The 22534-nt window shown below is 60.0% G+C and carries 28 protein-coding genes; 11 read left to right on the top strand and 17 right to left on the bottom strand.

Annotated features, from left to right (window positions below):
* Positions 1–3 precede the first annotated feature (3 nt).
* Together cysD and ACIQY3_RS18200 are read right to left on the bottom strand one after the other, a co-directional pair.
* Entirely contained in the window at positions 4–921 is a 918-nt protein-coding gene (gene cysD / locus ACIQY3_RS18205) for a sulfate adenylyltransferase subunit CysD (RefSeq protein ID WP_010463281.1), read from the bottom strand.
* A 253-nt stretch (positions 922–1174) separates the two neighbouring features.
* Positions 1175–1933 (bottom strand): Nif3-like dinuclear metal center hexameric protein, encoded by a 759-nt coding sequence (locus ACIQY3_RS18200; protein WP_403021857.1) that lies wholly within the window; start codon positions 1931–1933, stop codon positions 1175–1177.
* Between the two features lie 102 nt (positions 1934–2035).
* Between ACIQY3_RS18200 and algW the strand changes: the two genes are divergently transcribed.
* Positions 2036–3190: a Do family serine endopeptidase AlgW gene (algW, locus tag ACIQY3_RS18195; protein WP_403021855.1), complete on the top strand. Its 1155-nt coding sequence runs from the start codon at positions 2036–2038 to the stop codon at positions 3188–3190.
* Positions 3191–3323: 133 nt separating this feature from the next.
* Here the strand turns inward: algW and hisC are convergent, their stop codons facing one another.
* The 10 genes from hisC to ACIQY3_RS18145 form a co-directional block, all read right to left on the bottom strand.
* Complete coding sequence (gene hisC / locus ACIQY3_RS18190) at positions 3324–4376, bottom strand: histidinol-phosphate transaminase (RefSeq protein ID WP_403021853.1); 1053 nt, start codon at positions 4374–4376, stop codon at positions 3324–3326.
* Positions 4377–4378: 2 nt separating this feature from the next.
* Complete coding sequence (gene hisD / locus ACIQY3_RS18185; protein ID WP_403021851.1) at positions 4379–5704, bottom strand: histidinol dehydrogenase; 1326 nt, start codon at positions 5702–5704, stop codon at positions 4379–4381.
* Between the two features lie 126 nt (positions 5705–5830).
* Entirely contained in the window at positions 5831–6466 is a 636-nt protein-coding gene (gene hisG / locus ACIQY3_RS18180) for an ATP phosphoribosyltransferase (protein ID WP_121757288.1), read from the bottom strand.
* 211 nt (positions 6467–6677) lie between these two features.
* Positions 6678–7943 carry a UDP-N-acetylglucosamine 1-carboxyvinyltransferase gene (murA, locus tag ACIQY3_RS18175; protein ID WP_213939705.1) on the bottom strand — a complete coding sequence of 422 codons (1266 nt, stop codon included), beginning with the start codon at positions 7941–7943 and terminating at the stop codon, positions 6678–6680.
* A 22-nt stretch (positions 7944–7965) separates the two neighbouring features.
* The gene (locus tag ACIQY3_RS18170; RefSeq protein ID WP_046052891.1) at positions 7966–8205 is read right to left on the bottom strand and encodes a BolA family protein; all 240 of its coding nucleotides are present in this window, start codon (positions 8203–8205) and stop codon (positions 7966–7968) included.
* A gap of 115 nt (positions 8206–8320) precedes the next feature.
* The gene (locus ACIQY3_RS18165) at positions 8321–8626 is read right to left on the bottom strand and encodes a lipid asymmetry maintenance protein MlaB (protein ID WP_403021847.1); all 306 of its coding nucleotides are present in this window, start codon (positions 8624–8626) and stop codon (positions 8321–8323) included.
* The gene (locus ACIQY3_RS18160) at positions 8623–9276 is read right to left on the bottom strand and encodes a phospholipid-binding protein MlaC (RefSeq protein WP_403021845.1); all 654 of its coding nucleotides are present in this window, start codon (positions 9274–9276) and stop codon (positions 8623–8625) included. Before ACIQY3_RS18160 ends, ACIQY3_RS18165 begins: the two co-directional genes overlap by 4 nt.
* Before the next feature lie 11 nt (positions 9277–9287).
* Complete coding sequence (gene mlaD, locus ACIQY3_RS18155; RefSeq protein ID WP_054049893.1) at positions 9288–9755, bottom strand: outer membrane lipid asymmetry maintenance protein MlaD; 468 nt, start codon at positions 9753–9755, stop codon at positions 9288–9290.
* Positions 9755–10552, bottom strand: coding sequence for a lipid asymmetry maintenance ABC transporter permease subunit MlaE (mlaE, locus tag ACIQY3_RS18150; RefSeq protein ID WP_403021843.1), 798 nt, complete (start codon positions 10550–10552; stop codon positions 9755–9757). Before mlaE ends, mlaD begins: the two co-directional genes overlap by 1 nt.
* Complete coding sequence (locus ACIQY3_RS18145; RefSeq protein WP_054049897.1) at positions 10552–11361, bottom strand: ATP-binding cassette domain-containing protein; 810 nt, start codon at positions 11359–11361, stop codon at positions 10552–10554. Before ACIQY3_RS18145 ends, mlaE begins: the two co-directional genes overlap by 1 nt.
* A gap of 276 nt (positions 11362–11637) precedes the next feature.
* On the opposite strand from ACIQY3_RS18145, the gene ACIQY3_RS18140 reads away from it, so the two are divergent.
* The 10 genes from ACIQY3_RS18140 to ACIQY3_RS18095 all read left to right on the top strand — a co-directional run bounded on the left by ACIQY3_RS18140 (position 11638) and on the right by ACIQY3_RS18095 (position 18670).
* The gene (locus ACIQY3_RS18140; RefSeq protein ID WP_403021840.1) at positions 11638–12612 is read left to right on the top strand and encodes a KpsF/GutQ family sugar-phosphate isomerase; all 975 of its coding nucleotides are present in this window, start codon (positions 11638–11640) and stop codon (positions 12610–12612) included.
* On the top strand, positions 12612–13136 hold the full coding sequence (locus ACIQY3_RS18135; RefSeq protein WP_403021838.1) for a KdsC family phosphatase: 525 nt from the start codon (positions 12612–12614) through the stop codon (positions 13134–13136). Before ACIQY3_RS18140 ends, ACIQY3_RS18135 begins: the two co-directional genes overlap by 1 nt.
* A gap of 13 nt (positions 13137–13149) precedes the next feature.
* Positions 13150–13722 (top strand): LPS export ABC transporter periplasmic protein LptC, encoded by a 573-nt coding sequence (gene lptC / locus ACIQY3_RS18130; RefSeq protein ID WP_403022022.1) that lies wholly within the window; start codon positions 13150–13152, stop codon positions 13720–13722.
* Positions 13709–14257 (top strand): lipopolysaccharide transport periplasmic protein LptA, encoded by a 549-nt coding sequence (gene lptA, locus ACIQY3_RS18125; RefSeq protein WP_403021836.1) that lies wholly within the window; start codon positions 13709–13711, stop codon positions 14255–14257. Before lptC ends, lptA begins: the two co-directional genes overlap by 14 nt.
* Positions 14257–14982, top strand: coding sequence for an LPS export ABC transporter ATP-binding protein (gene lptB, locus ACIQY3_RS18120; RefSeq protein WP_054049904.1), 726 nt, complete (start codon positions 14257–14259; stop codon positions 14980–14982). Before lptA ends, lptB begins: the two co-directional genes overlap by 1 nt.
* Before the next feature lie 184 nt (positions 14983–15166).
* A complete protein-coding gene (locus ACIQY3_RS18115; protein WP_032828652.1) occupies positions 15167–16660 on the top strand; it encodes an RNA polymerase factor sigma-54 in 1494 nt (497 codons plus the stop codon).
* A 73-nt stretch (positions 16661–16733) separates the two neighbouring features.
* Entirely contained in the window at positions 16734–17042 is a 309-nt protein-coding gene (gene hpf / locus ACIQY3_RS18110; protein ID WP_054049907.1) for a ribosome hibernation-promoting factor, HPF/YfiA family, read from the top strand.
* Positions 17043–17054: 12 nt separating this feature from the next.
* Entirely contained in the window at positions 17055–17519 is a 465-nt protein-coding gene (gene ptsN / locus ACIQY3_RS18105; protein WP_054049909.1) for a PTS IIA-like nitrogen regulatory protein PtsN, read from the top strand.
* 2 nt (positions 17520–17521) lie between these two features.
* Complete coding sequence (gene rapZ / locus ACIQY3_RS18100) at positions 17522–18379, top strand: RNase adapter RapZ (protein WP_123516330.1); 858 nt, start codon at positions 17522–17524, stop codon at positions 18377–18379.
* 15 nt (positions 18380–18394) lie between these two features.
* The gene (locus tag ACIQY3_RS18095) at positions 18395–18670 is read left to right on the top strand and encodes an HPr family phosphocarrier protein (protein ID WP_403021832.1); all 276 of its coding nucleotides are present in this window, start codon (positions 18395–18397) and stop codon (positions 18668–18670) included.
* Positions 18671–18677: 7 nt separating this feature from the next.
* On the opposite strand, the gene ACIQY3_RS18090 is transcribed toward ACIQY3_RS18095, so the two are convergent.
* Genes ACIQY3_RS18090 through ACIQY3_RS18070 form a run of 5 tightly spaced genes read right to left on the bottom strand, consistent with a single transcriptional unit; the run spans position 18678 to position 22447 of the window.
* Positions 18678–19571 carry a ZIP family metal transporter gene (locus ACIQY3_RS18090; protein ID WP_054049914.1) on the bottom strand — a complete coding sequence of 298 codons (894 nt, stop codon included), beginning with the start codon at positions 19569–19571 and terminating at the stop codon, positions 18678–18680.
* A gap of 30 nt (positions 19572–19601) precedes the next feature.
* The gene (locus ACIQY3_RS18085; RefSeq protein ID WP_403021830.1) at positions 19602–20213 is read right to left on the bottom strand and encodes a superoxide dismutase; all 612 of its coding nucleotides are present in this window, start codon (positions 20211–20213) and stop codon (positions 19602–19604) included.
* 1 nt (position 20214) lies between these two features.
* Positions 20215–20655: a hypothetical protein gene (locus tag ACIQY3_RS18080; RefSeq protein ID WP_403021828.1), complete on the bottom strand. Its 441-nt coding sequence runs from the start codon at positions 20653–20655 to the stop codon at positions 20215–20217.
* 27 nt (positions 20656–20682) lie between these two features.
* The gene (locus ACIQY3_RS18075) at positions 20683–22059 is read right to left on the bottom strand and encodes a class II fumarate hydratase (protein ID WP_403021826.1); all 1377 of its coding nucleotides are present in this window, start codon (positions 22057–22059) and stop codon (positions 20683–20685) included.
* Complete coding sequence (locus ACIQY3_RS18070) at positions 22052–22447, bottom strand: FagA protein (protein WP_403021824.1); 396 nt, start codon at positions 22445–22447, stop codon at positions 22052–22054. The genes ACIQY3_RS18075 and ACIQY3_RS18070 overlap by 8 nt, the downstream gene beginning before the upstream one ends.
* Between the last annotated feature and the right edge of the window lie 87 nt (positions 22448–22534).

The following is a 22534-nucleotide window of genomic DNA, read 5'->3' as shown; positions in this document are numbered from 1 at the left end:
CCCTTAGAAATAACCCTGACGTTTCTTTTCTTCCATCGAGCCAGCGCCATCGTGGTCGATGACCCGGCCCTGGCGTTCGGAAGTTCGCGTCAGGAGCATTTCCTGAATGATGTCGGTCAGGCTGGTGGCCTCGGACTCGACCGCACCGGTCAACGGGTAGTCGCCCAGCGTACGGAAGCGGACCTTTTTCTTGACGATGCGCGCCTTGTCTTCGTCGCTCAGGTGATTGAGCAGGCGTTCGTCGTCGATCATGATCCAGGTGCCGTTCATCTCGATAACGTCGCGCTCGGCGGCGAAATACAGCGGCACGATCGGGATGCCTTCGAGGTAGATGTACTGCCAGATGTCCAGTTCGGTCCAATTCGACAAAGGGAACACACGAATGGATTCGCCCTTGTTGACGTTGCCGTTGTAGACGTTCCACAACTCTGGACGCTGGTTTTTCGGGTCCCAGCGGTGCTTGGTGTCGCGGAAGGAATACACGCGCTCTTTGGCACGGGACTTCTCTTCGTCGCGACGGGCACCACCAAAAGCGGCGTCGAAACCGTACTTGTCGAGGGCCTGTTTAAGGCCTTCGGTTTTCATGATGTCGGTGTGTTTTGCACTGCCGTGGGTCAGCGGGTTGATACCCTGTGCAACGCCATCGGGGTTGACGTGCACCAGCAGGTCCAGGCCGAGTTCTTCGACCATGCGGTCGCGGAACGCGTACATTTCCTTGAACTTCCACCGGGTGTCGACGTGCATCACCGGGAACGGCAGTTTGCCCGGGAAGAATGCCTTGCGCGCAAGGTGCAGCATTACGGCGGAGTCTTTACCGACGGAGTACAGCATCACCGGGTTATCGAACTCGGCGGCGACCTCGCGGATGATGTGGATGCTTTCGGCCTCCAGCTGTTTCAGATGCGTCAGTTTGTCGACCATGGCTACTCACGAAAACGATCTTATGGACGGCCAGCGGGCCGTGTTCGAGCGGGGAATCCTAGCACAGCGCCCCCTTCTAATCAGGACGCCAACTAGATCGAAAGGGTATATGAATATACCTGCCCGTTCGGGCGCGGAGGACCCATGTGGGGGCGGGCTTGCTCGCGAATGCTGACTCACATCCACCATGGATGTCGACTGATACACCGCTTTCGCGAGCAAGCCCGCGCCCACATTTTGTTCAGTGGTGATGTCAGATCGGGTTCGGGCAGTCGATGAAGAGGTGCTCCACGGCGAATCGGCGCGCGAGGTAATCGCCCAATGCCTGAACGCCGTAGCGCTCAGTGGCGTGATGACCGGCGGCGATGAAGCTGATGTCGTTTTCCCGGGCGCTGTGGAAGGTCTGCTCCGACGCTTCGCCACTTAGGTACAGATCGACCCCCGCCAACACCGCCTGATCGATATAACCTTGGCCACCACCAGTGCACCAGCCAACGCGACGAATCATCTCGCTGCCTTCAATCAGCAACGGCTCGCGCCCCATGACTTCCTGCACGCGACGGGCAAAGTCGCGGGGACTCATCGGTTCGCTCAGCGAGCCGACCAGGCCGACGATTTTCAGGTTGTCGGGATCAAGCGGGCCTTCGACGGTGATGTCCAACTGACGCGCGAGCTGCACGTTGTTGCCGACGTCCGGGTGCAGATCCAGCGGCAAGTGATAAGACAGCAGACTGATGTCGTGCTTGAGCAGGGTTTTCAAGCGACGCTGCTTCATGCCGGTGATGCACGGGTTCTCGCCCTTCCAGAAATAGCCGTGGTGCACCAGCACCAGATCGGCCTTGGCCTCGACCGCCGCGTCCAGCAGCGCCTGGCTGGCGGTGACGCCACTGACGATGCGCATCACTTGCGGACGACCTTCGACCTGCAAGCCATTCGGGCAGTAGTCGGCAATCTTTGAACTGTTAAGGTAACGGTCGGCTTCTTCGACCAGGGTGCTCAGGGCGACGGCCATAAAAGACTCCTAAATATCCCGTTCAGAGGCGCGCTCGCCTCGTATAATGCGCGACATTATGGGCGGTCTCATACCACCTGCAACCTTTCCAGGACTTGCTTAATGCTTAAGGCGCTGCGTTTTTCCGGCTGGCCGCTGTTGGCCGGCGTGCTTATCGCTCTGTTGATAATCCAGCGTTACCCGCAGTGGGTCGGGCTTCCGAGCCTCGACGTCAATCTTCAGCAAGCCCCGCAAACCACCAGTGTGCAACAGGGGCCGGTGTCCTATGCCGATGCCGTGGTCATCGCCGCGCCGGCGGTGGTCAACCTGTACACCACCAAAGTCATCAACAAACCGAATCATCCGCTGTTCGAAGACCCGCAATTCCGCCGCTTCTTCGGCGACAACTCGCCCAAGCAAAAGCGCATGGAGTCGAGCCTGGGTTCCGGTGTGATCATGAGTCCGGAAGGCTACATCCTGACCAACAACCACGTGACCACTGGCGCCGACCAGATTGTCGTGGCGCTCAAGGATGGCCGTGAAACCCTGGCCCGGGTGATCGGCAGCGACCCGGAAACCGATCTGGCGGTATTGAAGATCGACCTGAAAACCCTGCCGTCGATCACCATCGGGCGTTCCGACAACATCCGCATCGGTGACGTCGCGCTGGCCATCGGTAACCCGTTCGGTGTCGGCCAGACCGTGACCATGGGCATCATCAGCGCCACCGGGCGTAATCAGCTGGGCCTGAACAACTACGAAGACTTCATCCAGACCGACGCCGCGATCAACCCCGGCAACTCCGGCGGTGCGCTGGTGGATGCCAACGGCAACCTGACCGGCATCAACACCGCGATCTTCTCCAAATCCGGCGGCTCCCAAGGCATCGGTTTCGCGATCCCGGTGAAACTGGCGATGGAAGTGATGAAGTCGATCATCGAACACGGGCAGGTCATTCGTGGTTGGCTCGGGATTGAAGTGCAGCCGCTGACCCAGGAACTGGCGGAATCGTTTGGCCTGTCCGGGCGTCCGGGCATTGTGGTGGCGGGGATTTTCCGTGACGGCCCGGCACAGAAGGCCGGCCTGCAACTGGGCGACGTGATCCTCAGCATCGATGGCGAACCGGCCGGCGATGGCCGCCGCTCGATGAACCAGGTGGCGCGGATCAAACCGACCGACAAAGTCACGATCCAGGTGATGCGTAACGGCAAGGAGCTCAAGTTGAGCGCCGAGATTGGCCTGCGTCCGCCGCCGGCCCCCGTAAAAGAAGAAGAGTAAGCAGCCACCCATTGATCGTTCCCACGCTCCGCGCGGGAATGCCGCCATGGACGCTCCGCGTCCATTGTGACGCGGAGCGTCACGGGATGCATTCCCACGCAGAGCGTGGGAACGATCATGGGAGGGGGTTGGTTTAGAGGTCGCCGAGGCCGTCGATCAGCGCCTGGTTCTGCTCTGGCGTGCCGATGGAGATTCGCAGGAACTGGGCAATCCGCTCCTGCTTGAAGTGCCGAACGATCACACCCTGCTCCCGCAACTTCGCCGCCAGCCCCGCCGCATCGTGTTGAGGGTGACGGGCGAAAATGAAGTTGGCTGCTGACGGCAGCACTTCAAAACCCTTCGCTTCCAACTGCCCGACAACCTTCTCGCGATGCTCGATGACCAGGCGGCAGGTCTTGTCGAAGTACTCGCGATCCTCGAACGCCGCCGCTGCCCCGACATTCGCCAGGCGATCCAGCGGGTAGGAGTTGAAGCTGTTCTTGATCCGCTCCAGCGCCTCGATCAGGTCCGGATGCCCTACCGCCAGACCGACCCGCAATCCCGCCAGGGAACGGGACTTGGACAGGGTCTGAGTCACCAACAGGTTCGGGTAACGGTCCACCAGGCTGATCGCGGTTTCGCCGCCAAAGTCGATATAGGCTTCATCGACCACCACCACGGAATCCGGGCTGGCCTTGAGGATTTGCTCCACGGCGTCCAGCGCCAGCAGGCAACCGGTCGGCGCATTCGGGTTCGGGAAAATGATCCCGCCGTTAGGCTTGGCGTAGTCCGCCGGGTTGATCTGGAACTGTGCGTCCAGTGGCACCGCATCGAACGCTATGCCATACAACCCGCAGTAGACCGGGTAGAAGCTGTAGCTGATGTCCGGGAACAGCACCGGATTGTCGTGTTGCAACAAGCCGTGAAAGATGTGCGCCAGGACTTCATCGGAACCGTTGCCGAGGAAGACCTGATTGCTCTGCACGCCGGAGTACTTGGCCACGGCGTTTTTCAGCAGATCGCTGTTCGGGTCCGGGTACAGGCGCAGGTTGTCGTTCAGTTCGGTCTGCATCGCGGCCAGGGCTTTGGGCGATGGGCCGTAGGGGTTTTCGTTGGTGTTGAGCTTCACCAGTTTCGCCAGCTTCGGCTGCTCGCCCGGCACGTAAGGCACCAGATCCTTGACGAACGGGCTCCAGAATTTACTCATGTTCAGTTCCCCTTCTTGTCGTCAACGATGCGGTATTCAGCGCTGCGGGCGTGGGCGGTCAGCGACTCGCCACGGGCCAGCACGGAAGCGGTCTTGCCCAGTTCGGAAGCACCCTGCTCGGAGCAGAAGATGATCGACGAGCGTTTCTGGAAGTCATACACACCCAGCGGCGACGAGAACCGCGCGGTGCCGGAGGTCGGCAACACGTGGTTCGGGCCGGCGCAGTAATCGCCCAACGCTTCGGAGGTGTGGCGCCCCATGAAGATCGCACCGGCGTGACGGATTTGCGGCAACCAGGCTTGCGGGTCAGCAACCGACAATTCCAGGTGCTCCGGCGCGATGCGGTTGGCCACTTCGATGGCTTGCTCCATGTCGCGGACCTGGATCAGTGCGCCACGGCCGTTGATCGAGGTTTCAATGATCTCGGCGCGTTCCATGGTCGGCAGCAGTTTGGCGATGCTCGCGGCGACCTTGTCGAGGAACTCGGCGTCCGGGCTGACCAGGATCGCCTGGGCGTCTTCGTCGTGCTCGGCCTGGGAGAACAGGTCCATGGCGATCCAGTCCGGATCGGTGTGACCGTCGCAGACCACGAGGATTTCCGAAGGACCGGCGATCATGTCGATACCGACCTGGCCAAACACGTGGCGCTTGGCGGTGGCGACATAGATGTTGCCCGGACCCACGACCTTATCGACCTTCGGCACGCTTTCGGTGCCGTAAGCCAGCGCCGCTACTGCTTGCGCGCCGCCAATGGTGAATACGCGGTCCACGCCGGCGATGCAGGCTGCGGCCAGCACCAGCTCATTGAGTTCACCGCGCGGGGTCGGCACGACCATGACCACTTCGGTCACACCGGCCACCTTGGCCGGAATCGCGTTCATCAGTACAGACGATGGATACGACGCCTTGCCGCCCGGCACGTACAGGCCAGCGCGATCCAGCGGCGTGACTTTCTGGCCGAGCACCGTGCCATCGGCCTCGGTGTAGCTCCAGGAGTCCTGCTTCTGTTTTTCGTGGTAGCTGCGCACTCGGGCCGCGGCTTTTTCCAGGGCTTCGCGCTGGGGCACGGTGATGCGGGTCAGGGCCAGTTCCAGGCGTTCGCGCGGCAGGATCAGGTCTGCCATGGACGCAACCTGCAGGCCGTCGAACTTCTGGGTGAATTCCACCAGCGCCGCATCGCCGCGCTCGCGCACAGCCTTGATGATGTCCAGCACCCGCTGATTGACCGAGTCGTCAGACACACTTTCCCAGCTCAGCAGATGATCCAGATGATGCGCGAAATCCGGGTCAGCAGCGTTGAGTCGGCGAATTGCAGTCGGTGCGGTCATAGCGAGAGCCTCATAGGAATGGCAAAAACTCAGGCGCCCTAACTTAGCAGTCGTTTCCGCTTGGGCACCTGAGAATTCTGGCTATGAGGCGGATAGACGGGCGCGACTCAGCGTCGCGCAGGTGAATCAGCCGCGGTGTCGAGACTCCACTGCCTTGCGCAGGGTGTCGATCAACGCCTGGATACGGGCGTGCTGCATTTTCATCGAAGCTTTGTTGACGATCAGCCGGGAGCTGATGTCGGCGATGAAATCCTGTGGCTCCAGGCCGTTGGCCCGCAGCGTGTTGCCGGTGTCGACCACGTCGATGATCTTGTCGGCCAGGCCGATCAGCGGCGCCAGCTCCATCGAGCCGTAGAGCTTGATGATGTCGACCTGACGGCCCTGCTCGGCGTAGTAGCGCTTGGCAACGTTGACGAATTTGGTGGCGACGCGTAGACGCCCCTTGGGCTCGACGGCACCGACTTTGCCGGCCGTCATCAGCTTGCACAGGGCAATTCGCAGGTCCAGTGGCTCGTAGAGACCCTGGCCGCCGTATTCCATCAGCACATCTTTACCGGCGACGCCCAGGTCCGCGGCACCATGCTCGACATAGGTCGGCACGTCGGTGGCGCGCACGATCAGCAGACGTACATCCGGCTGGGTCGTGGGGATGATCAGCTTGCGGCTCTTGTCCGGATTCTCGGTCGGCACGATGCCCGCTTCAGCCAGAAGCGGCAGGGTGTCGTCAAGGATGCGGCCCTTGGACAGTGCGATGGTCAACATGGGAAACGTCAGTCCTTATCAAGGTACTCATGCCCGGTCGCAAACGGCGCCGGACACACATCGAGGCCATCACAGCCTCGATGAAGCAAATCAGTTAACAGCAAACTGTGGAGAGGGAGCTTGCTCCCGCTGGGTCGCGAAGCGGCCCCAACAGCGGGACTGCTGCGCAGTCCAACGGGAGCAAGCTCCCTCGCCACAATTGCAGCAGAAACTAGCCCGGTACGCGGCGGATCTTGGCGCCAAGCATCTGCAGTTTCTCTTCGATGCACTCGTAACCACGGTCTATGTGGTAAATGCGATCGATCAGGGTGTCGCCTTCAGCGATCAGCGCCGAGATCACCAGGCTGGCCGATGCACGCAGGTCGGTGGCCATGACTGGCGCGCCTTTGAGCTTCTCGGTGCCGGTGACGATGGCGGTGTTACCTTCGACCTGGATCTTGGCGCCCATGCGGTGCAGTTCGTACACGTGCATGAAGCGGTTTTCGAAGATCGTCTCGATCACGGCACCGGTGCCTTCGGCAATGGCGTTGAGGGAGATGAACTGCGCCTGCATGTCGGTCGGGAACGCCGGGTACGGCGCGGTCCGCACGTTGACGGCTTTTGGCCGCTTGCCGTGCATGTTCAGCTCGATCCAGTCGTCGCCGCAGGTGATTTCGGCACCGGACTCACGGAGTTTTTCCAGAACGGCTTCGAGGATCGTCGGATCGGTGTCCTTGACCTTCACACGACCGCCGGTCACGGCTGCCGCTACCAGGTAGGTGCCAGTCTCGATACGGTCCGGCATCACTTTATAGGTGGCCGGGTGCAGACGCTCAACGCCATCGATGGTGATGGTGTCGGTGCCGGCGCCAGTGATCTTGGCGCCCATGGCGATCAGGAAGTTCGCCAGGTCGATGACTTCAGGCTCGCGCGCGGCGTTGGCCAGGACGCTGCGGCCCTTGGCCAGGGCTGCCGCCATCATGATGTTTTCGGTACCGGTCACGCTGACGGTGTCGAAGAAGAAGTGCGCACCGCGCAAACCGCCTTCCGGCGCCTTGGCCTTGATGTAGCCGCCTTCGACGTCAATGATCGCGCCCATGGCTTCGAGGCCACGGATGTGCAGGTCAACCGGACGCGAACCGATGGCGCAACCGCCAGGCAGTGCGACTTCGGCTTCACCGAAACGGGCAACCATCGGGCCCAGCACCAGAATCGAGGCACGCATGGTTTTCACCAGTTCGTACGGTGCGATCAGGGTCTTGATGGTGCGCGGGTCAATTTCGACGCTCAGCTTCTCGTCGATCACCGGCTCGATGCCCATGCGACCGAACAGCTCGATCATGGTGGTGATGTCGTGCAGGTGCGGCAGGTTGGCTACGGTGACCGGGCCATCGCACAGCAAAGTGGCGGCCAGGATCGGCAGGGCAGAGTTCTTTGCCCCGGAGATGCGGATTTCGCCATCAAGACGAACGCCGCCAGTAATAATCAATTTATCCATAAGAATCTCGACGCCCTTGGGCTCAGGTGCGCTCGGCCCAGGCCGCGCTGCTGAAAAATTTCATAGTGACCGCATGGATGCTGCCATCGGTGATCCATGGGTTCAAATGGGCATAGATCTGCTGCTGACGCTTCACCGGGCTCAACGCCGCCAGTTCATCGCTAATCACGTTCAGCTGAAAGTTGCAGCCTTCGCCTTCAACTTCGACTTGAGTTCCCGGCAGCTTTCCTTCGAGAAAGCTCTTCACTTCTACGGCCTGCATGCTCAACCTCAATCGGCGCCCTGTGCGCGCGGGTCGGACATCATACAAAAAAGCCCCGCGCCTGCGAACCCCGCATTCACAGGACTCTGACGGGGGGCTTCTTTAATGGATGTCGTTAGGGGTGCGCCAACAGCTCGGTCAATTCGCTGACCTGAGCGATTTCACGCATGTCTTCGGGCATTGCGCGGATGCTCAGGGCCTTGCCGGCCGCCTGGGCATCACGCATGAAGCACAGCAGCAGCGACAAGCCGACACTGCTGGACTTCACCACTGCCGAACAATCAACCACCACGGCGGTGGCGTCGCTGGACTTGATCAGCGCCTGGCCCTGCTTGCGCAAGTCAGGGCCGGTGCGGTAATCCAGCACGCCGCTGAGCAGCAACTCGCCGGTTTCGCTCATGCGAACGGCCGACTCACTCATTGGGCGGACTTCTTGTCGGCGCCTTCGGTAGAGGCCTTGGCCTTGGCGACTTCCCCGGCCCAACCGTTGATGGTCTTGTCGAGGTCGTTGCCATTGCGCTGCATCGCGTCAGCGAACTGATCGCGGAACAGCTTGCCGATGTTGATGCCGTTAATGATCACGTTACGCAGTTTCCACTCGCCATTGATCTTCTCGAGCGTGTACTGCACTGGATAAACCGAGCCATTGCTGCCTTTAACGGTCATGCCGACGCTGGTGCGGTCGCCCGATTCGTCCTTGGCAGGTTCAACGGTGATGCCCTGGTTGTTGTACTCAAGCAAGGCGTTGCCATAGAACTGGAACAGGCCTTTCTTGAAGTTTTCCTGGAACGTTTGCATCTGCGCAGGCGTGGCCTTGCGCGAATACTTGACCGTCATGATGCTCTTGGAAATACCCTCGGCATCCACCACAGGCCCGACGATGGTGTTCAGCGCCGTGTAAAAGTCTGCGGGATCCTGCTTGTACTTCTCTTTGTTGGCCGACAGGTCGGCGAGCATCCGGGTGGTGGTGTCCTGAACCAGATCGTGCGCCGAAGGCGCCGCCACGGCGTTAGCCATCAACGGCAGGGCCGCCAGTAAAACCAACAGGCCACGTCGCAAGGTAGAGATCATTCAAAAGCTCCTCATTTGGCGTCTTTGCTAACGGTATTGAGCAGGAATTTACCGATCAGGTCCTCGAGCACCAACGATGACTGGGTGTCATGGATGGTCCCACCATCCTTGAGCAAGGCTTGTTCCCCGCCCACGCTGATACCGATGTACTTCTCGCCCAACAGGCCAGCCGTCAGGATAGATGCAGTGGAGTCAGTCGGCAGATTATCTACGCGCTTTTCCAATTGCATGGTCACCCGACCGGTGAAACTGTCGCGGTCCAGATCGATCGCCGTGACCTTGCCGATGGTCACACCGGCCATGGTCACTTTAGCTCTGACAGTCAAACCGGCGATATTGTCGAAGTACGCATAAAGTTTATACGTTTCGGCGTTTGCGGTCGGCGACAGGCCACTGACTCGCAGTGCAAGCAGCAGCAAAGCCAGGATGCCAGCCAGCAAGAAAAGGCCGACACCGATTTCCAGGGTGCGGTTTTGCATCAGAAATCTCCAAACATCAAGGCGGTCAGAATAAAGTCCAGGCCGAGCACTGCCAAAGAGGCATACACCACGGTCTTGGTTGTGGCACGACTGATCCCCTCGGAAGTGGGCTCGCAGTCATAGCCTTGGAATACGGCAATCCAGGTCACGACAAACCCGAAGACGATGCTTTTGATGATGCCGTTGAGCACGTCGCCATTGAACGTCACGCTGTTTTGCATGTTGGCCCAGTAGGAGCCGTCATAGACACCCAGCCAGTCGACTGCCACCCACGAACCGCCCCAGATCCCGACGACGCTGAAAATCATCGCCAGCACCGGCAGGGAAATGAAACCGGCCCACAGGCGCGGGGCAACGATGTACTTGAGCGGGTCGACGCCAATCATTTCCAGACTGGACAACTGCTCGGTGGATTTCATGTTGCCGATTTCGGCGGTCAGGGCCGAACCCGCGCGCCCGGCGAACAGCAATGCCGTGACCACCGGCCCCAGTTCACGCAGCAATGTCAGGGCAACCATCTGCCCGACCGCCTGCTCCGAACCGTAGCTGGACAGGATATTGAAGCCTTGCAGCGCCAACACCATGCCGATGAATACCCCGGAGACCACAATGATCACCAGGGACATCACGCCGATCGAATGCAGTTGTTTGATCAGCAAGCCGAAACCGCCACCAATACCGCCGCGCCCCAGCAACGCATGAAACAGGAAAATCGCCGCACGCCCGAACACCCCGACGGCATCGATCGCCACCTGGCCGAACCGGCGTACTCTTTCTATTAGTGAAATCTTGCGCATCAGCGCTTCCCCAGAAGATCTGCGCGGTAATCCGTCGCTGGAAAGTGATAGGCGACCGGGCCGTCAGGTTCGCCTGTCATGAATTGACGGATACGCGGCTCTTGCGAGTTCATCAGCTCTTCAGGCGTGCCCTGCCCCAACACTTGCCCTTCGCCCACTACATAAATGTAATCGGCAATGCTCGCGGTCTCGGCCAGATCGTGGGAAACCACGATGCTGGTGATGCCCAGGGCGTCGTTGAGCAGGCGGATCAGGCGCACCAGCACGCCCATGGCGATCGGGTCCTGCCCCACGAAGGGCTCGTCATACATGAGGATCTGCGGATCAAGGGCAATCGCCCGGGCCAGCGCGACGCGACGCTTCATGCCGCCGGACAATTCGTCCGGCATCAGGTCGATGGCGCCACGCAACCCCACGGCCTGCAATTTGAGCAGGACGATGTCGCGGATCATTTCTTCCGGCAGCTCGGTATGAACGCGCAGCGGGAAGGCAACGTTCTCGAACACATCGAGATCGGTAAACAGCGCGCCGCTCTGAAACAGCACGCCCATATGCTTGCGCGCATCGAACAGGTCGCTGCGGGACAATTTGGGCAAATTCTGACCGTTGACCCAGACTTCGCCGCTTGTAGGTCGCAACTGTGCGCCCATCAGCCGCAACAGCGTGGTCTTGCCACACCCGGAAGGCCCCATGATGCCGGTGACCTTGCCCCGCGGGATGCGGATATCGACGTTATTGAAAATGCTGCGCGTACCGCGCTTGAAGGTCAGTCCCTTCAGCTCGACCGCGTAGGCGTTATCGGCACTCATCTAAACTCCTTGCGATGCAGCCTCTCACTCGGACGCCTGGCTTTCTGACGAAAGCACATACCTCCCCGGGCAGGCCGAACTGGCGGCGAACTATATCACTGCATAGGGCAAGCGCCCAAGGCCCAAGCCGGCGCATGTTCAGCAACAGGACAGGGTAAAAGCTTCTATTTGGAGGGTTTCGGTAACAGGGAATGACAAAGCACGACGAACTAGCGTGAGGGTTTCGATCATTACCGCTATAATCGCCGCCTTTTCATCGGGCTATACGATTCTGACATGAGCCAATCCAGCGACCTGATTCAATCGGCACAACGCACCATCCGCCTCGAAGTGGAAGCCGTAAAAGGCTTGTTACCCCATATCGACGCAGATTTCGTACGCGCTTGCGAGATGATTCTGGCCAGCAAAGGCCGCGTGGTCGTGCTCGGCATGGGCAAATCCGGGCACATCGGCAACAAGATTGCCGCCACCCTGGCCAGCACCGGCACCACGGCTTTTTTCGTTCACCCGGCTGAAGCCAGCCACGGCGACATGGGCATGATCACCCGCGACGACATCATCCTGGCGCTGTCGAACTCCGGCTCCACCAATGAAATGGTCACCCTGCTGCCGCTGATCAAGCGCCAGGGCATACAGTTGATCAGCATGACCGGCAACCCCGACTCAGCGCTGGCCAAGGCTGCCGAGATCAACCTCAATGTGCATGTCGAGCACGAAGCTTGCCCGCTGAACCTGGCGCCGACTTCCTCGACCACCGCCGCGCTGGTCATGGGCGATGCCCTGGCCGTGGCGCTGCTGGAAGCCCGCGGCTTTACCGCTGAAGACTTCGCGTTTTCCCACCCGGGCGGTGCGCTGGGCCGACGTCTGCTGCTGAAAGTGGAAACCGTGATGCACGCCGGCGCAGAATTGCCCCAGGTGCAACGGGGCACGCTGCTCAAGGACGCCTTGATGGAAATGACCCGCAAGGGCCTGGGCATGACCGCGATCGTGGAAGCCGACGGCAAACTGGCCGGGATCTTCACTGACGGCGACTTGCGCCGCACCCTCGACCGGACCATCGATATCCACCATACGACCATCGACGAGGTCATGACTGTTCATGGCAAGACCGCCCGCCCCGATATGCTGGCAGCCGAAGCCCTGAAAATCATGGAAGACCATCGAATCAACGCACTGGTAGTCGTCGACAAGGAAGACCGCCCGGTTGGCGCCTTCAACCTGTCCGACCTGCTGCGTGCAGGAGTAATGTAATGAGCGACGACCTGCTGCAACGCGGCAAGCACATCAAACTGGCGGTTTTCGACGTCGACGGCGTCCTCACCGACGGGCGCCTGTATTTCCTCGAAGACGGCAGTGAATTCAAGACTTTCAGCACCCTCGACGGCCAGGGCATCAAGATGTTGATGGCAGCCGGCGTGCAGACAGCTATCATCAGCGGCCGTAAAACCCCGGTGGTCGAACGTCGAGCGAAAAACCTCGGCATTCCACACCTGTACCAGGGTCGCGAAGACAAACTCGTGGTCCTTGACGAGCTTCTTGGCCAACTCAACCTAAGCTATGAACAGGTTGCCTACCTCGGTGACGATCTGCCGGACCTGCCGGTGATTCGCCGCGTCGGCCTGGGCATGGCGGTGGCCAATGCAGCCAGTTTTGTGCGCGAACACGCCCACGGTGTGACCCAGGCCCGTGGTGGTGAAGGTGCCGCCCGCGAATTCTGCGAACTGATCCTGCGCGCCCAGGGCCGTCTAGATGCGGCCAACGCCGCGTACTTGTGAGCCTACTATGTTTATTCTGAGCAAAAAGTTTCGCAGATTCGTGCTGTTCGGTTGCATCGCTGCGATATTCGCCGCGGTCGGCTACTGGAACATCAGCCCGGAACGCTTCCTCGACAAGCCGGTCGTCAAGGTCGATGAAAGCGCGATTGACTATTACGCACTCAACGCCCACAGCGTTCAGTACCTGCCCGACGGCGGCCTGCAATATGACCTGACGTCCGACAAGGTCGAGCACCTGAAGGCGACCGACGTGTCGTTGCTGACCAACCCCGACCTGAATATGTACCGCGGCACTGAATTCCCGTGGCATGTCACCAGTTTGCGCGGCGAAGTGAACGCAGACGGTACTCAGGTTGAGCTGATCGACTCGGTACGTATCGCACGCACCGATGAACAGAACCGTGAATTGATTGTTACCAGTACCCGCATGACGGTGTTCCCGCAGCAGCAATATGCGCAGACCGATCAACCCGTTAGAATCGACGGCGCTGGCGGTGTATCGACTGGCAACGGAATGAAAGCGTATTTGAAAGAAAGCAGGATACACCTGCTATCGAACGTAAGAGGACAGTATGAGGCTCGTTAAAACTCTCCCTATTTTGCTCAGTCTGGGCGCAGCACTGGGAAGCGTGAGCGCCTGGGCTCTGCCGAACGATCAAGAGCAGCCTATCCGCATTCAGGCCGACGATGCCCAACTGGACGACAAGAATGGCGTTGCCACCTATAAAGGTGACGTGATCATTACCCAGGGTTCGATGAAGGTCACCGGCAACACCGTGACCATCACCCGCACCCCGACCGGCGACATCGATGTGGTGACCTCGGTGGGCAACCTCGCCTACTTCGAGCAACTGCAGACCGCTGGCGACACCAAGCCTGTTCAGGGCTGGGGCGTGACGATCCAGTACCACGCCGCGCAAAACCGCGTCGTGCTGATCGATAAGGCCAAGGTTGTCGACAAGGACAACAACACCACCCAGGGCGAGAAAATCGTCTACGACACGGTCAAGAAGCTGGCCAGCGCCGGTCGTGCCACGGGCAACAAGGTTACCGAGGCGCGTCCGCGCATCGACATGGTGATCCAGCCGAAGCCGAAAACCGACCAGAAAAAGGCCAATTAATGGCAACTCTGAAAGCTCAGCATCTGGCCAAGAGCTACAAGAGCCGCCAGGTCGTGCGTGATGTCAGCCTGTCCATCGACAGCGGTCAGATCGTCGGCCTGTTGGGCCCGAACGGCGCCGGCAAGACCACCTGTTTCTACATGATCGTCGGCCTGGTACAGGCCGATCAGGGTCGCGTGCTGATCGATGACCTGGACGTCAGCCACCAGCCGATGCACGGTCGTGCCAAGGCCGGTATCGGCTATCTTCCGCAAGAAGCGTCGATCTTCCGCAAACTGTCGGTGGCCGACAACATCATGGCCATCCTCGAGACCCGCAAGGAACTCGACAAGGCCGGTCGTCGCAAGGAGCTGGAAAGCCTGCTGCAGGAATTCCACATCAGCCATATCCGCGACAACCTGGGCATGAGCCTGTCCGGTGGCGAACGCCGCCGGGTGGAAATCGCCCGCGCACTGGCGACCAATCCGAAATTCATCCTGCTCGACGAACCATTCGCCGGTGTGGACCCGATTTCGGTAGGCGACATCAAGCAGATCATCCATCACCTCAAGGCCAAGGGCATTGGCGTGCTGATCACCGACCACAACGTCCGTGAAACCCTGGATATCTGCGAAACCGCCTACATCGTCAACGATGGCCAACTGATCGCCGAAGGTGACTCTGCCACCATCCTGGCCAACGAACTGGTCAAGGAAGTGTATCTGGGCCATGAGTTCCGCCTTTAAGCACTGAGGTGTCTGGCTGGTTGGCAGAGCGCTTGTCTCGATAAAAAATCAATAGTTTTTTATTGTTACAGCGCTCTAGGCAAACGCTGCGGTTTCGGGCATATAATTTGCTTAAGTTTGGCGCTCCGGCGCCCTGTAGTGGATGGCGCATGCGCGCCGGCGAATAAGGTGTTAAGCCCCTGCCATGAAACCATCGCTAGTCTTGAGAATGGGCCAGCAGCTGACGATGACACCTCAGCTGCAACAGGCCATCCGCCTGCTCCAATTGTCGACCCTGGACCTGCAACAGGAAATCCAGGAGGCCCTGGAGTCCAATCCGATGCTCGAACGCCAGGAAGAAGGCGACGACTTCGATAACGCCGACCCCTTGGCCGACAAAGCCGAACAGCAACCCAACGCCGATGTTTCGGAACCCTCCTACCAGGAAACCGCCCCGACGGTGGACAACCTCGAGGAAGGCGACTGGAACGAGCGCATTCCCAACGAACTGCCCGTCGACACCGCGTGGGAAGACGTCTACCAGACCAGCGCCAGCAGCCTGCCGAGCAACGATGACGACGAGTGGGATTTCACCACCCGCACATCCGCTGGCGAAAGCCTGCAAAGCCACCTGCTGTGGCAACTGAACCTGGCGCCGATGTCCGACACCGATCGCCTGATCGCCGTGACCCTGATCGATTGCATCAACAATCAGGGCTACCTGGACGAAACCCTCGAGGAAATCCTTGAAGCGTTCGATCCGGAACTGGACATCGAACTGGACGAAATCGAAGCCGTCCTGCACCGCATCCAGCAATTCGAACCGGCCGGCATCGGCGCCCGCAACCTGGGCGAATGCCTGTTGCTGCAATTGCGCCAACTGCCCGCCAAGACGCCTTGGCTGGCCGAGGCCAAGCGCCTGGTCACCGATTACATCGACCTGCTCGGCAGCCGCGACTACAGCCAGTTGATGCGCCGCATGAAGCTCAAGGAAGATGAACTGCGCCAGGTCATCGAGCTGGTCCAGAGCCTGAACCCGCGTCCGGGCTCGCAAATCGAGTCCAGCGAAGCCGAATATGTCGTTCCCGACGTGATCGTGCGCAAGGACAACGAACGCTGGCTGGTGGAGTTGAACCAGGAGTCGGTGCCACGGCTGCGGGTCAACGCCCAGTACGCCGGTTTCGTACGCCGCGCCGACACCAGCGCCGACAACACCTTCATGCGCAACCAGTTGCAGGAAGCCCGCTGGTTCATCAAGAGCCTGCAAAGCCGCAACGAAACCCTGATGAAAGTAGCCACCCAGATCGTCGAGCATCAGCGCGGCTTCCTGGAATACGGCGACGAAGCGATGAAGCCGCTGGTCCTGCATGACATCGCCGAAGCGGTGGGCATGCACGAATCGACGATTTCACGGGTAACCACCCAGAAGTTCATGCATACCCCTCGGGGCATATATGAGCTGAAATACTTTTTCTCCAGCCATGTCAGCACCTCTGAAGGCGGTGAATGCTCGTCCACAGCGATCCGCGCGATCATCAAAAAACTGGTTGCCGCGGAAAATCAGAAAAAGCCGTTGAGTGACAGCAAGATCGCTGGTTTACTGGAGGCACAAGGCATTCAGGTGGCTCGCCGCACCGTCGCCAAGTACCGCGAGTCCTTAGGGATCGCGCCTTCGAGCGAACGCAAGCGGTTGATGTAAGCCACAGCACAGCGTTCCAGTGGCAGGTACCTCTACCTGCCGCTTTATGCACTGGCAACGAAGGAGAAGCTGTATGCAAGTCAACATCAGTGGACACCAACTGGAAGTGACCGAACCCCTGCGCGCCTACATCGGCGAAAAGCTCGAGCGATTAGAGCGGCATTTCGACAAGATCACCAACGTGCAGGTGACGATGACGGTCGAGAAGCTGAAGCAGAAAATCGAAGCCACCCTGCATATTCCCGGCAGTGAAGTGGTCGCCAACGCGGAACATACCGATATGTACGCGGCGATCGACTCACTCACCGACAAGCTGGATAAACAACTCAAAAAGCATAAGGAAAAGACCCAGAGCCTCCTCCAGGGCGCGACCGGTCGTTAACACTCCCAACCCATGATCCGACTTGAAAACATCCTGACCCCCGGCCGTTCCCTCGTGAACGTGCCGGGCGGCAGTAAAAAGAAAGCCCTCGAGCAAATTGCCAACCTGATCGCCCGGGAAGTGCCGGATCTGGAGATGCAAGATGTCTTCGAGGCTCTGATTGCCCGTGAAAAACTCGGTTCCACCGGTTTTGGCAACGGCATCGCCATCCCTCACTGTCGCCTCAAGGGTTGCAACTCGCCGATCAGCGCTCTGATGCACCTTGATGCACCTATCGATTTCGACGCCATCGATGGCGCCCCGGTTGACTTGCTGTTTGTCCTGCTCGTCCCGCAAGCCGCCACCGATGCGCACCTGGAGTTGCTGCGCCAGATCGCCAGCATGCTCGATCGCAAGGAAGTGCGCGAAAAACTGCGCAGCGCCCCGAGCAACGAAGCCTTGTATCAGGTTGTCCTGGACGAGCAAAACGGTCACTAATCATGCGCCTGATCATTGTCAGTGGCCGTTCCGGCTCCGGTAAAAGCACCGCGCTCGATGTCCTTGAGGACAACGGCTACTACTGCATCGACAACCTGCCCGCCGGCTTGTTGCCGGAGCTGGCCGAACGCGCCCTGATTCATACCGAGCTGGCACAACCGCTGGTCGCCGTGTCTATCGACGCGCGCAACCTGCCCAGCCACCTCTCGCGCTTTCCCGAATTACTTGAAGAAGTCCGCAGCCGGCATATCCAGTGCGATGTGCTGTACCTGGACGCCGATGAAGAAACCCTGCTCAAGCGTTTTTCGGAAACCCGTCGCCGTCACCCGCTGAGCAATGCCAATCGCTCACTGGCCGAGGCGATCGAGGACGAAACCCAGCTGCTGGGTCCGATTGCCGACCTGGCCGACCTCAAGGTCAACACCACCAACCTGAACCTGTACCAGCTGCGCGACACCATCAAGTTGCGCCTGCTGAACCAGCCGGAGCCCGGCACTGCGTTCCTGGTGGAGTCTTTCGGATTCAAGCGTGGCATGCCGGTGGATGCCGACGTGGTATTCGACGTGCGCTGCCTGCCTAATCCCTACTGGAAACCGGAGCTGCGCGCACAATCCGGACTCGATCAACCGGTGGCCGAGTACCTCGCGGCACAACCGGACGTCGAAGAGATGTTCCAGGACATCTACAACTACCTGTTCAAGTGGCTGCCCCGCTTCGCCGCCAGCAACCGTGCCTACGTCACCATTGCCATTGGCTGCACCGGCGGTCATCACCGCTCCGTCTACCTGACCGAACGTCTGGGCCAAGCTCTGCAACAATCCCTGAAGAACGTCCAGGTTCGCCACCGCGACCTCAGCTAAAGGATTCACAACGCGATGCCTGCTCTGGAAATTGAAATCATCAACAAGCTGGGCCTGCACGCCCGGGCTTCCGCGAAATTCGTTGGCGTTGCCGGTGAGTTCAAGGATTGCACGATCCGGGTCGGACGCAATCCCGAGTCCATGGTCGACGGTAAAAGCATCATGGCCATGATGATGCTCGCGGCCGGCAAGGGCACCATCATTCACCTGAAAACCGAAGGTGAGCAGGCTGACGAAGCCTTGCAGGCATTGGTGGATTTGATCAACGACTACTTCGGCGAAGGCGGTTAAGCACTCGCTAGGCGAGTGCCGTATCCATCACCATCATCAAGCAAAACCCCATCAACAACCCCAGGCTGGCCAGTTTGTCGTGACCATTGCGTCGCGACTCCGGGATGACTTCATGGGTCACCACCAGCAGCATTGCCCCGGCCGCCAGCGCCAGACCCAACGGCAACAGCAATTCAGCCAGGCTCACCAGCCACGCACACAACAGCGCGAACACCGGCTCCACCAACCCTGATGCCGCACCGATCAGGAACGCCTTGACCCGCGACATCCCCGCCCCGGCCAACACCAACGCAATCACCAGTCCTTCGGGCACATCCTGCAAGGCGATGCCCATGGCCAGACTGTCGGCGTCCGGCATGCCGCCACCCGCCGATACCCCGACCGCCATGCCCTCGGGAATGTTGTGGGCGATGATGGCGAAGACAAACAGCCAGATTCGCGGCGGAATCACTGGCCGTTCCAGCGTGCCGACCAGCATTTCCGGGCTTGCTCCAGAGACTTTACGGTCCACCAGAAACAGCCCGAACGCGCCGAGCATGATGCCGAAGCTGATCAGACCGCTAGCCGCCCAAGGCGTCAGCCCCAGGCTTTCCGCCGCGGAAATGCCCGGCACGATCAACGAAAACGCCGTCGCCGCGAGCATTACCCCGGCACCGAAACCGAGCAAGGTATCGCTGAGCGCCTGGGGCATGCGCCGAATCACCAGCACCGGCACCGCGCCCAGCGCTGTACCCAAGGCGCAAATCGCCCCGCCTTGCAGCGCGCGCAGCAGCTTCGGCTCCAGGTCCAGCCATGCCAATCCCTGGGCACCCAACAACGTCATACCCGCCAGCAGTAACAGCGATCCCAACGCGTAACGAAACATTCGTCCGCTGCCGATCGCCAGTGTTTCAGTGCCCATAGTCAGCCTTGGATTGTTTTTATAGATGACTTAAACCAGCGCAGCCTGATAGCGCGCCGCGACTTCAGGCCAATTGATCACGTTGTAGAACGCGTTGATGTATTCCGGACGACGGTTTTGATAACGCAGGTAATAGGCGTGCTCCCAGACGTCCAGGCCGAGGATCGGCGTGTTGCCGTTCATCAATGGGCTGTCCTGATTGCCACTGCTTTCCACGACCAGGGTCTTTTGCGGCGTAACGCTCAACCACGCCCAGCCACTGCCGAAGCGGGTCAGCGCGGCTTTGGTGAAAGCGTCCTTGAAACTGTCGAGGCCGCCCAGTTGTTCCTCGATGGCTGTGGCCAGCGCACCGTCAGGTTTGCCGCCGGCGTTGGGCGCCATGACTTCCCAGAACAGCGAATGGTTGGCGTGGCCGCCGCCCTGGTTGATCACCGCGGCGCGCAGTTTTTCTGGTAATTGCTGGACGCTGGCTACCAGTTTTTCCACCGACCACTCGGCGAACTCGGTGCCTTCGACGGCCGCGTTGAGGTTGTTGATGTAGGTCTGGTGGTGCTTGGTGTAGTGGATTTCCATGGTTTGCGCATCGATATGCGGTTCCAGGGCGTCGTAGGCGTACGGCAAGGCAGGCAAGGTAAAAGCCATTTCAATGGACTCCATGTTGAAGAGGGACAGGCTGATGCCGGGGCGACGCAGCATCCATGTGCAGCAAACGATGGGTGCGCGGGTATTCGCCGTGCTCACTGATGAAATTCAGCAGTTCGACGTAGGTTTTGCTGCTCTGGCGCAGCGCAGCCTCGCGCAAGGCCGGGGCCAGTCGCGGGTCCTGCATGGTCTGCAACAACCGTTGATGGATGGCGCACATGTACTCGGCGCTCTCCTCCGGCTGGTTCAGGCGCAAGTGCAGGTCCGCCAGGTTGTGGTGGGAAATCACGCAAGCGGCCACCGCTTCGTCGGCATCCGCCCAGCGCTCGAACAACACCTGGGCCAACGCCAGTGCCTGCAAGTAAGCCTCGCGGGCATCGACGAACTCGCCCAGCATGAAATGGCGATTGGCCCTTTCGATCGTGCGTTTCCAGTGCTCCATGGTGAGCCTCCAAAGCGGTAGCAGTGATTACACGCCGCCTGCGGTGAGCTTCTCTGGGTTGAGCAACTCTTCCAGTTGGCTGCGCGACAGGTCGGTGTGTTCCAGGGCGACATCAATCACCGGACGGCCCTGCTGATACGCCCTCTTGGCGATCTCCGCGGCTTTTTGGTAACCGATGATCGGGTTGAGTGCGGTGACCAGAATCGGATTGCGTGCCAGCGCTTCCTTGATCCGGGCCTCGTTGACCTTGAAGCTGGCGATGGCTTTGTCGCCTAGCAGGCGGCTGGAGTTGGCCAGCAACTCGATGCTGCTCAGCAGGTTCTGGGCGATAATCGGCAGCATCACGTTGAGTTCGAAGTTACCGGACTGGCCGGCAATGGTGATCACCGTGTCGTTGCCGATCACTTGGGCGGCGACCATTGCGGTGGCTTCCGGGATCACCGGGTTGACCTTGCCCGGCATGATCGACGAGCCCGGCTGCAAGGCTTCGAGTTCGATTTCGCCGAGGCCGGCCAATGGCCCGGAGTTCATCCAGCGCAAGTCGTTGGCGATTTTCATCAGGGATACGGCGGTGGCCTTGAGCTGACCGGACACCGCGACCGCCGTGTCCTGGGAACCGATCAGCGCAAACAGGTCCTTGCCTGGCTGGAATTGCACTTGGGTCAGTTTGCTCAGTTGCTGGCTGAACAGCGCCGCGAACTGCGGATGCGCGTTGATCCCGGTGCCGACTGCGGTGCCGCCCTGGGCCAGGGATTGCAGGCTCGGCAGCAAGTCCTGCAGATGGCCGATGTTGGCCTTGAGCTGTTGCGCCCAGCCATTCAGCACCTGGCTCATGCGCACGGGCATGGCGTCCATCAGGTGAGTGCGACCGATTTTGACGTGGTGATGTACCTGCTCGGCCTTGCCCTCGATCACTTGCACCAGATGCACCAGCGCCGGCAGCAACTGCTCATGCAGTGCCAGCGCGGCGCTGACGTGGATGGTGGTCGGGATGATGTCGTTGCTGCTTTGGCCGCAGTTGACGTGATCGTTGGGGTTCACCGGCTCGCCGAGCAGTCGGCTGGCCAGGGTGGCGATCACTTCGTTGGCGTTCATGTTGGAGCTGGTGCCGGAACCGGTCTGGAAGATATCCACCGGGAAATGCTGCATGAAATCGCCTTCAAGCAAGCCTTGCGCCGCGTCGACGATGGCTTTGCCTTGCGATTCGCTGATCTGCTTGAGCTCGACGTTGGCCCGGGCGGCGGCAGCCTTGGCCAGGATCAACGCGCGAATGAACTGCACCGGCATCGGTTGGCCGCTGATCGGGAAGTTATCCACCGCACGTTGGGTTTGCGCGCCGTAGAGGGCGGCCTCCGGGACTTGCAGCTCGCCCATGCTGTCGCGTTCGATACGAGTGTTACTCATCGGGAAATCCTTGCACCAGTTCTATGAGGGGAATCGAGGGCTGCAACTCGCAGATCGCCAGTTGCCAGGTGTAGCTCTGCCAGCGTTTGAGGCGGCATTTACACAGGGAGAGACGTTCCAGTTCGCGCAACGGGCGCCAGGCCTGGTCGAGACAGTAAGTGCGCCAGTGCCACGGCAACGCGACATCGGCGGCGGTGTCGAGCAGCAAACGGAAGGAAGTTTCGGCGATGGTCCAGGGCGAGGTGGCCGTGCAACACGCCAGATACCGGCCTTCGGCCAGGTAATGTTCGATCAGGCGCGGTTCATCGGGATCCATCGCGCAACGGATCTGGCGACTCATCCAGCGCCAGCTTTCGAGGTAAGGCTGCTCGTGCAAGGCAGAACTCATAATCCGGGCTCATTCGGTAATGAGATTTATTATTAGATGATAATGAGAACCAAAACAACCCCAAGCACATACACAGATCCATGTGGG

Origin of the sequence: Pseudomonas sp. NPDC096950, from assembly GCF_044762525.1 — a bacterium.
Classification (GTDB): domain Bacteria; phylum Pseudomonadota; class Gammaproteobacteria; order Pseudomonadales; family Pseudomonadaceae; genus Aquipseudomonas.
Note: the sequence above shows the minus strand (reverse complement) of the source record. Positions and strands in the feature narration are given on the sequence as shown.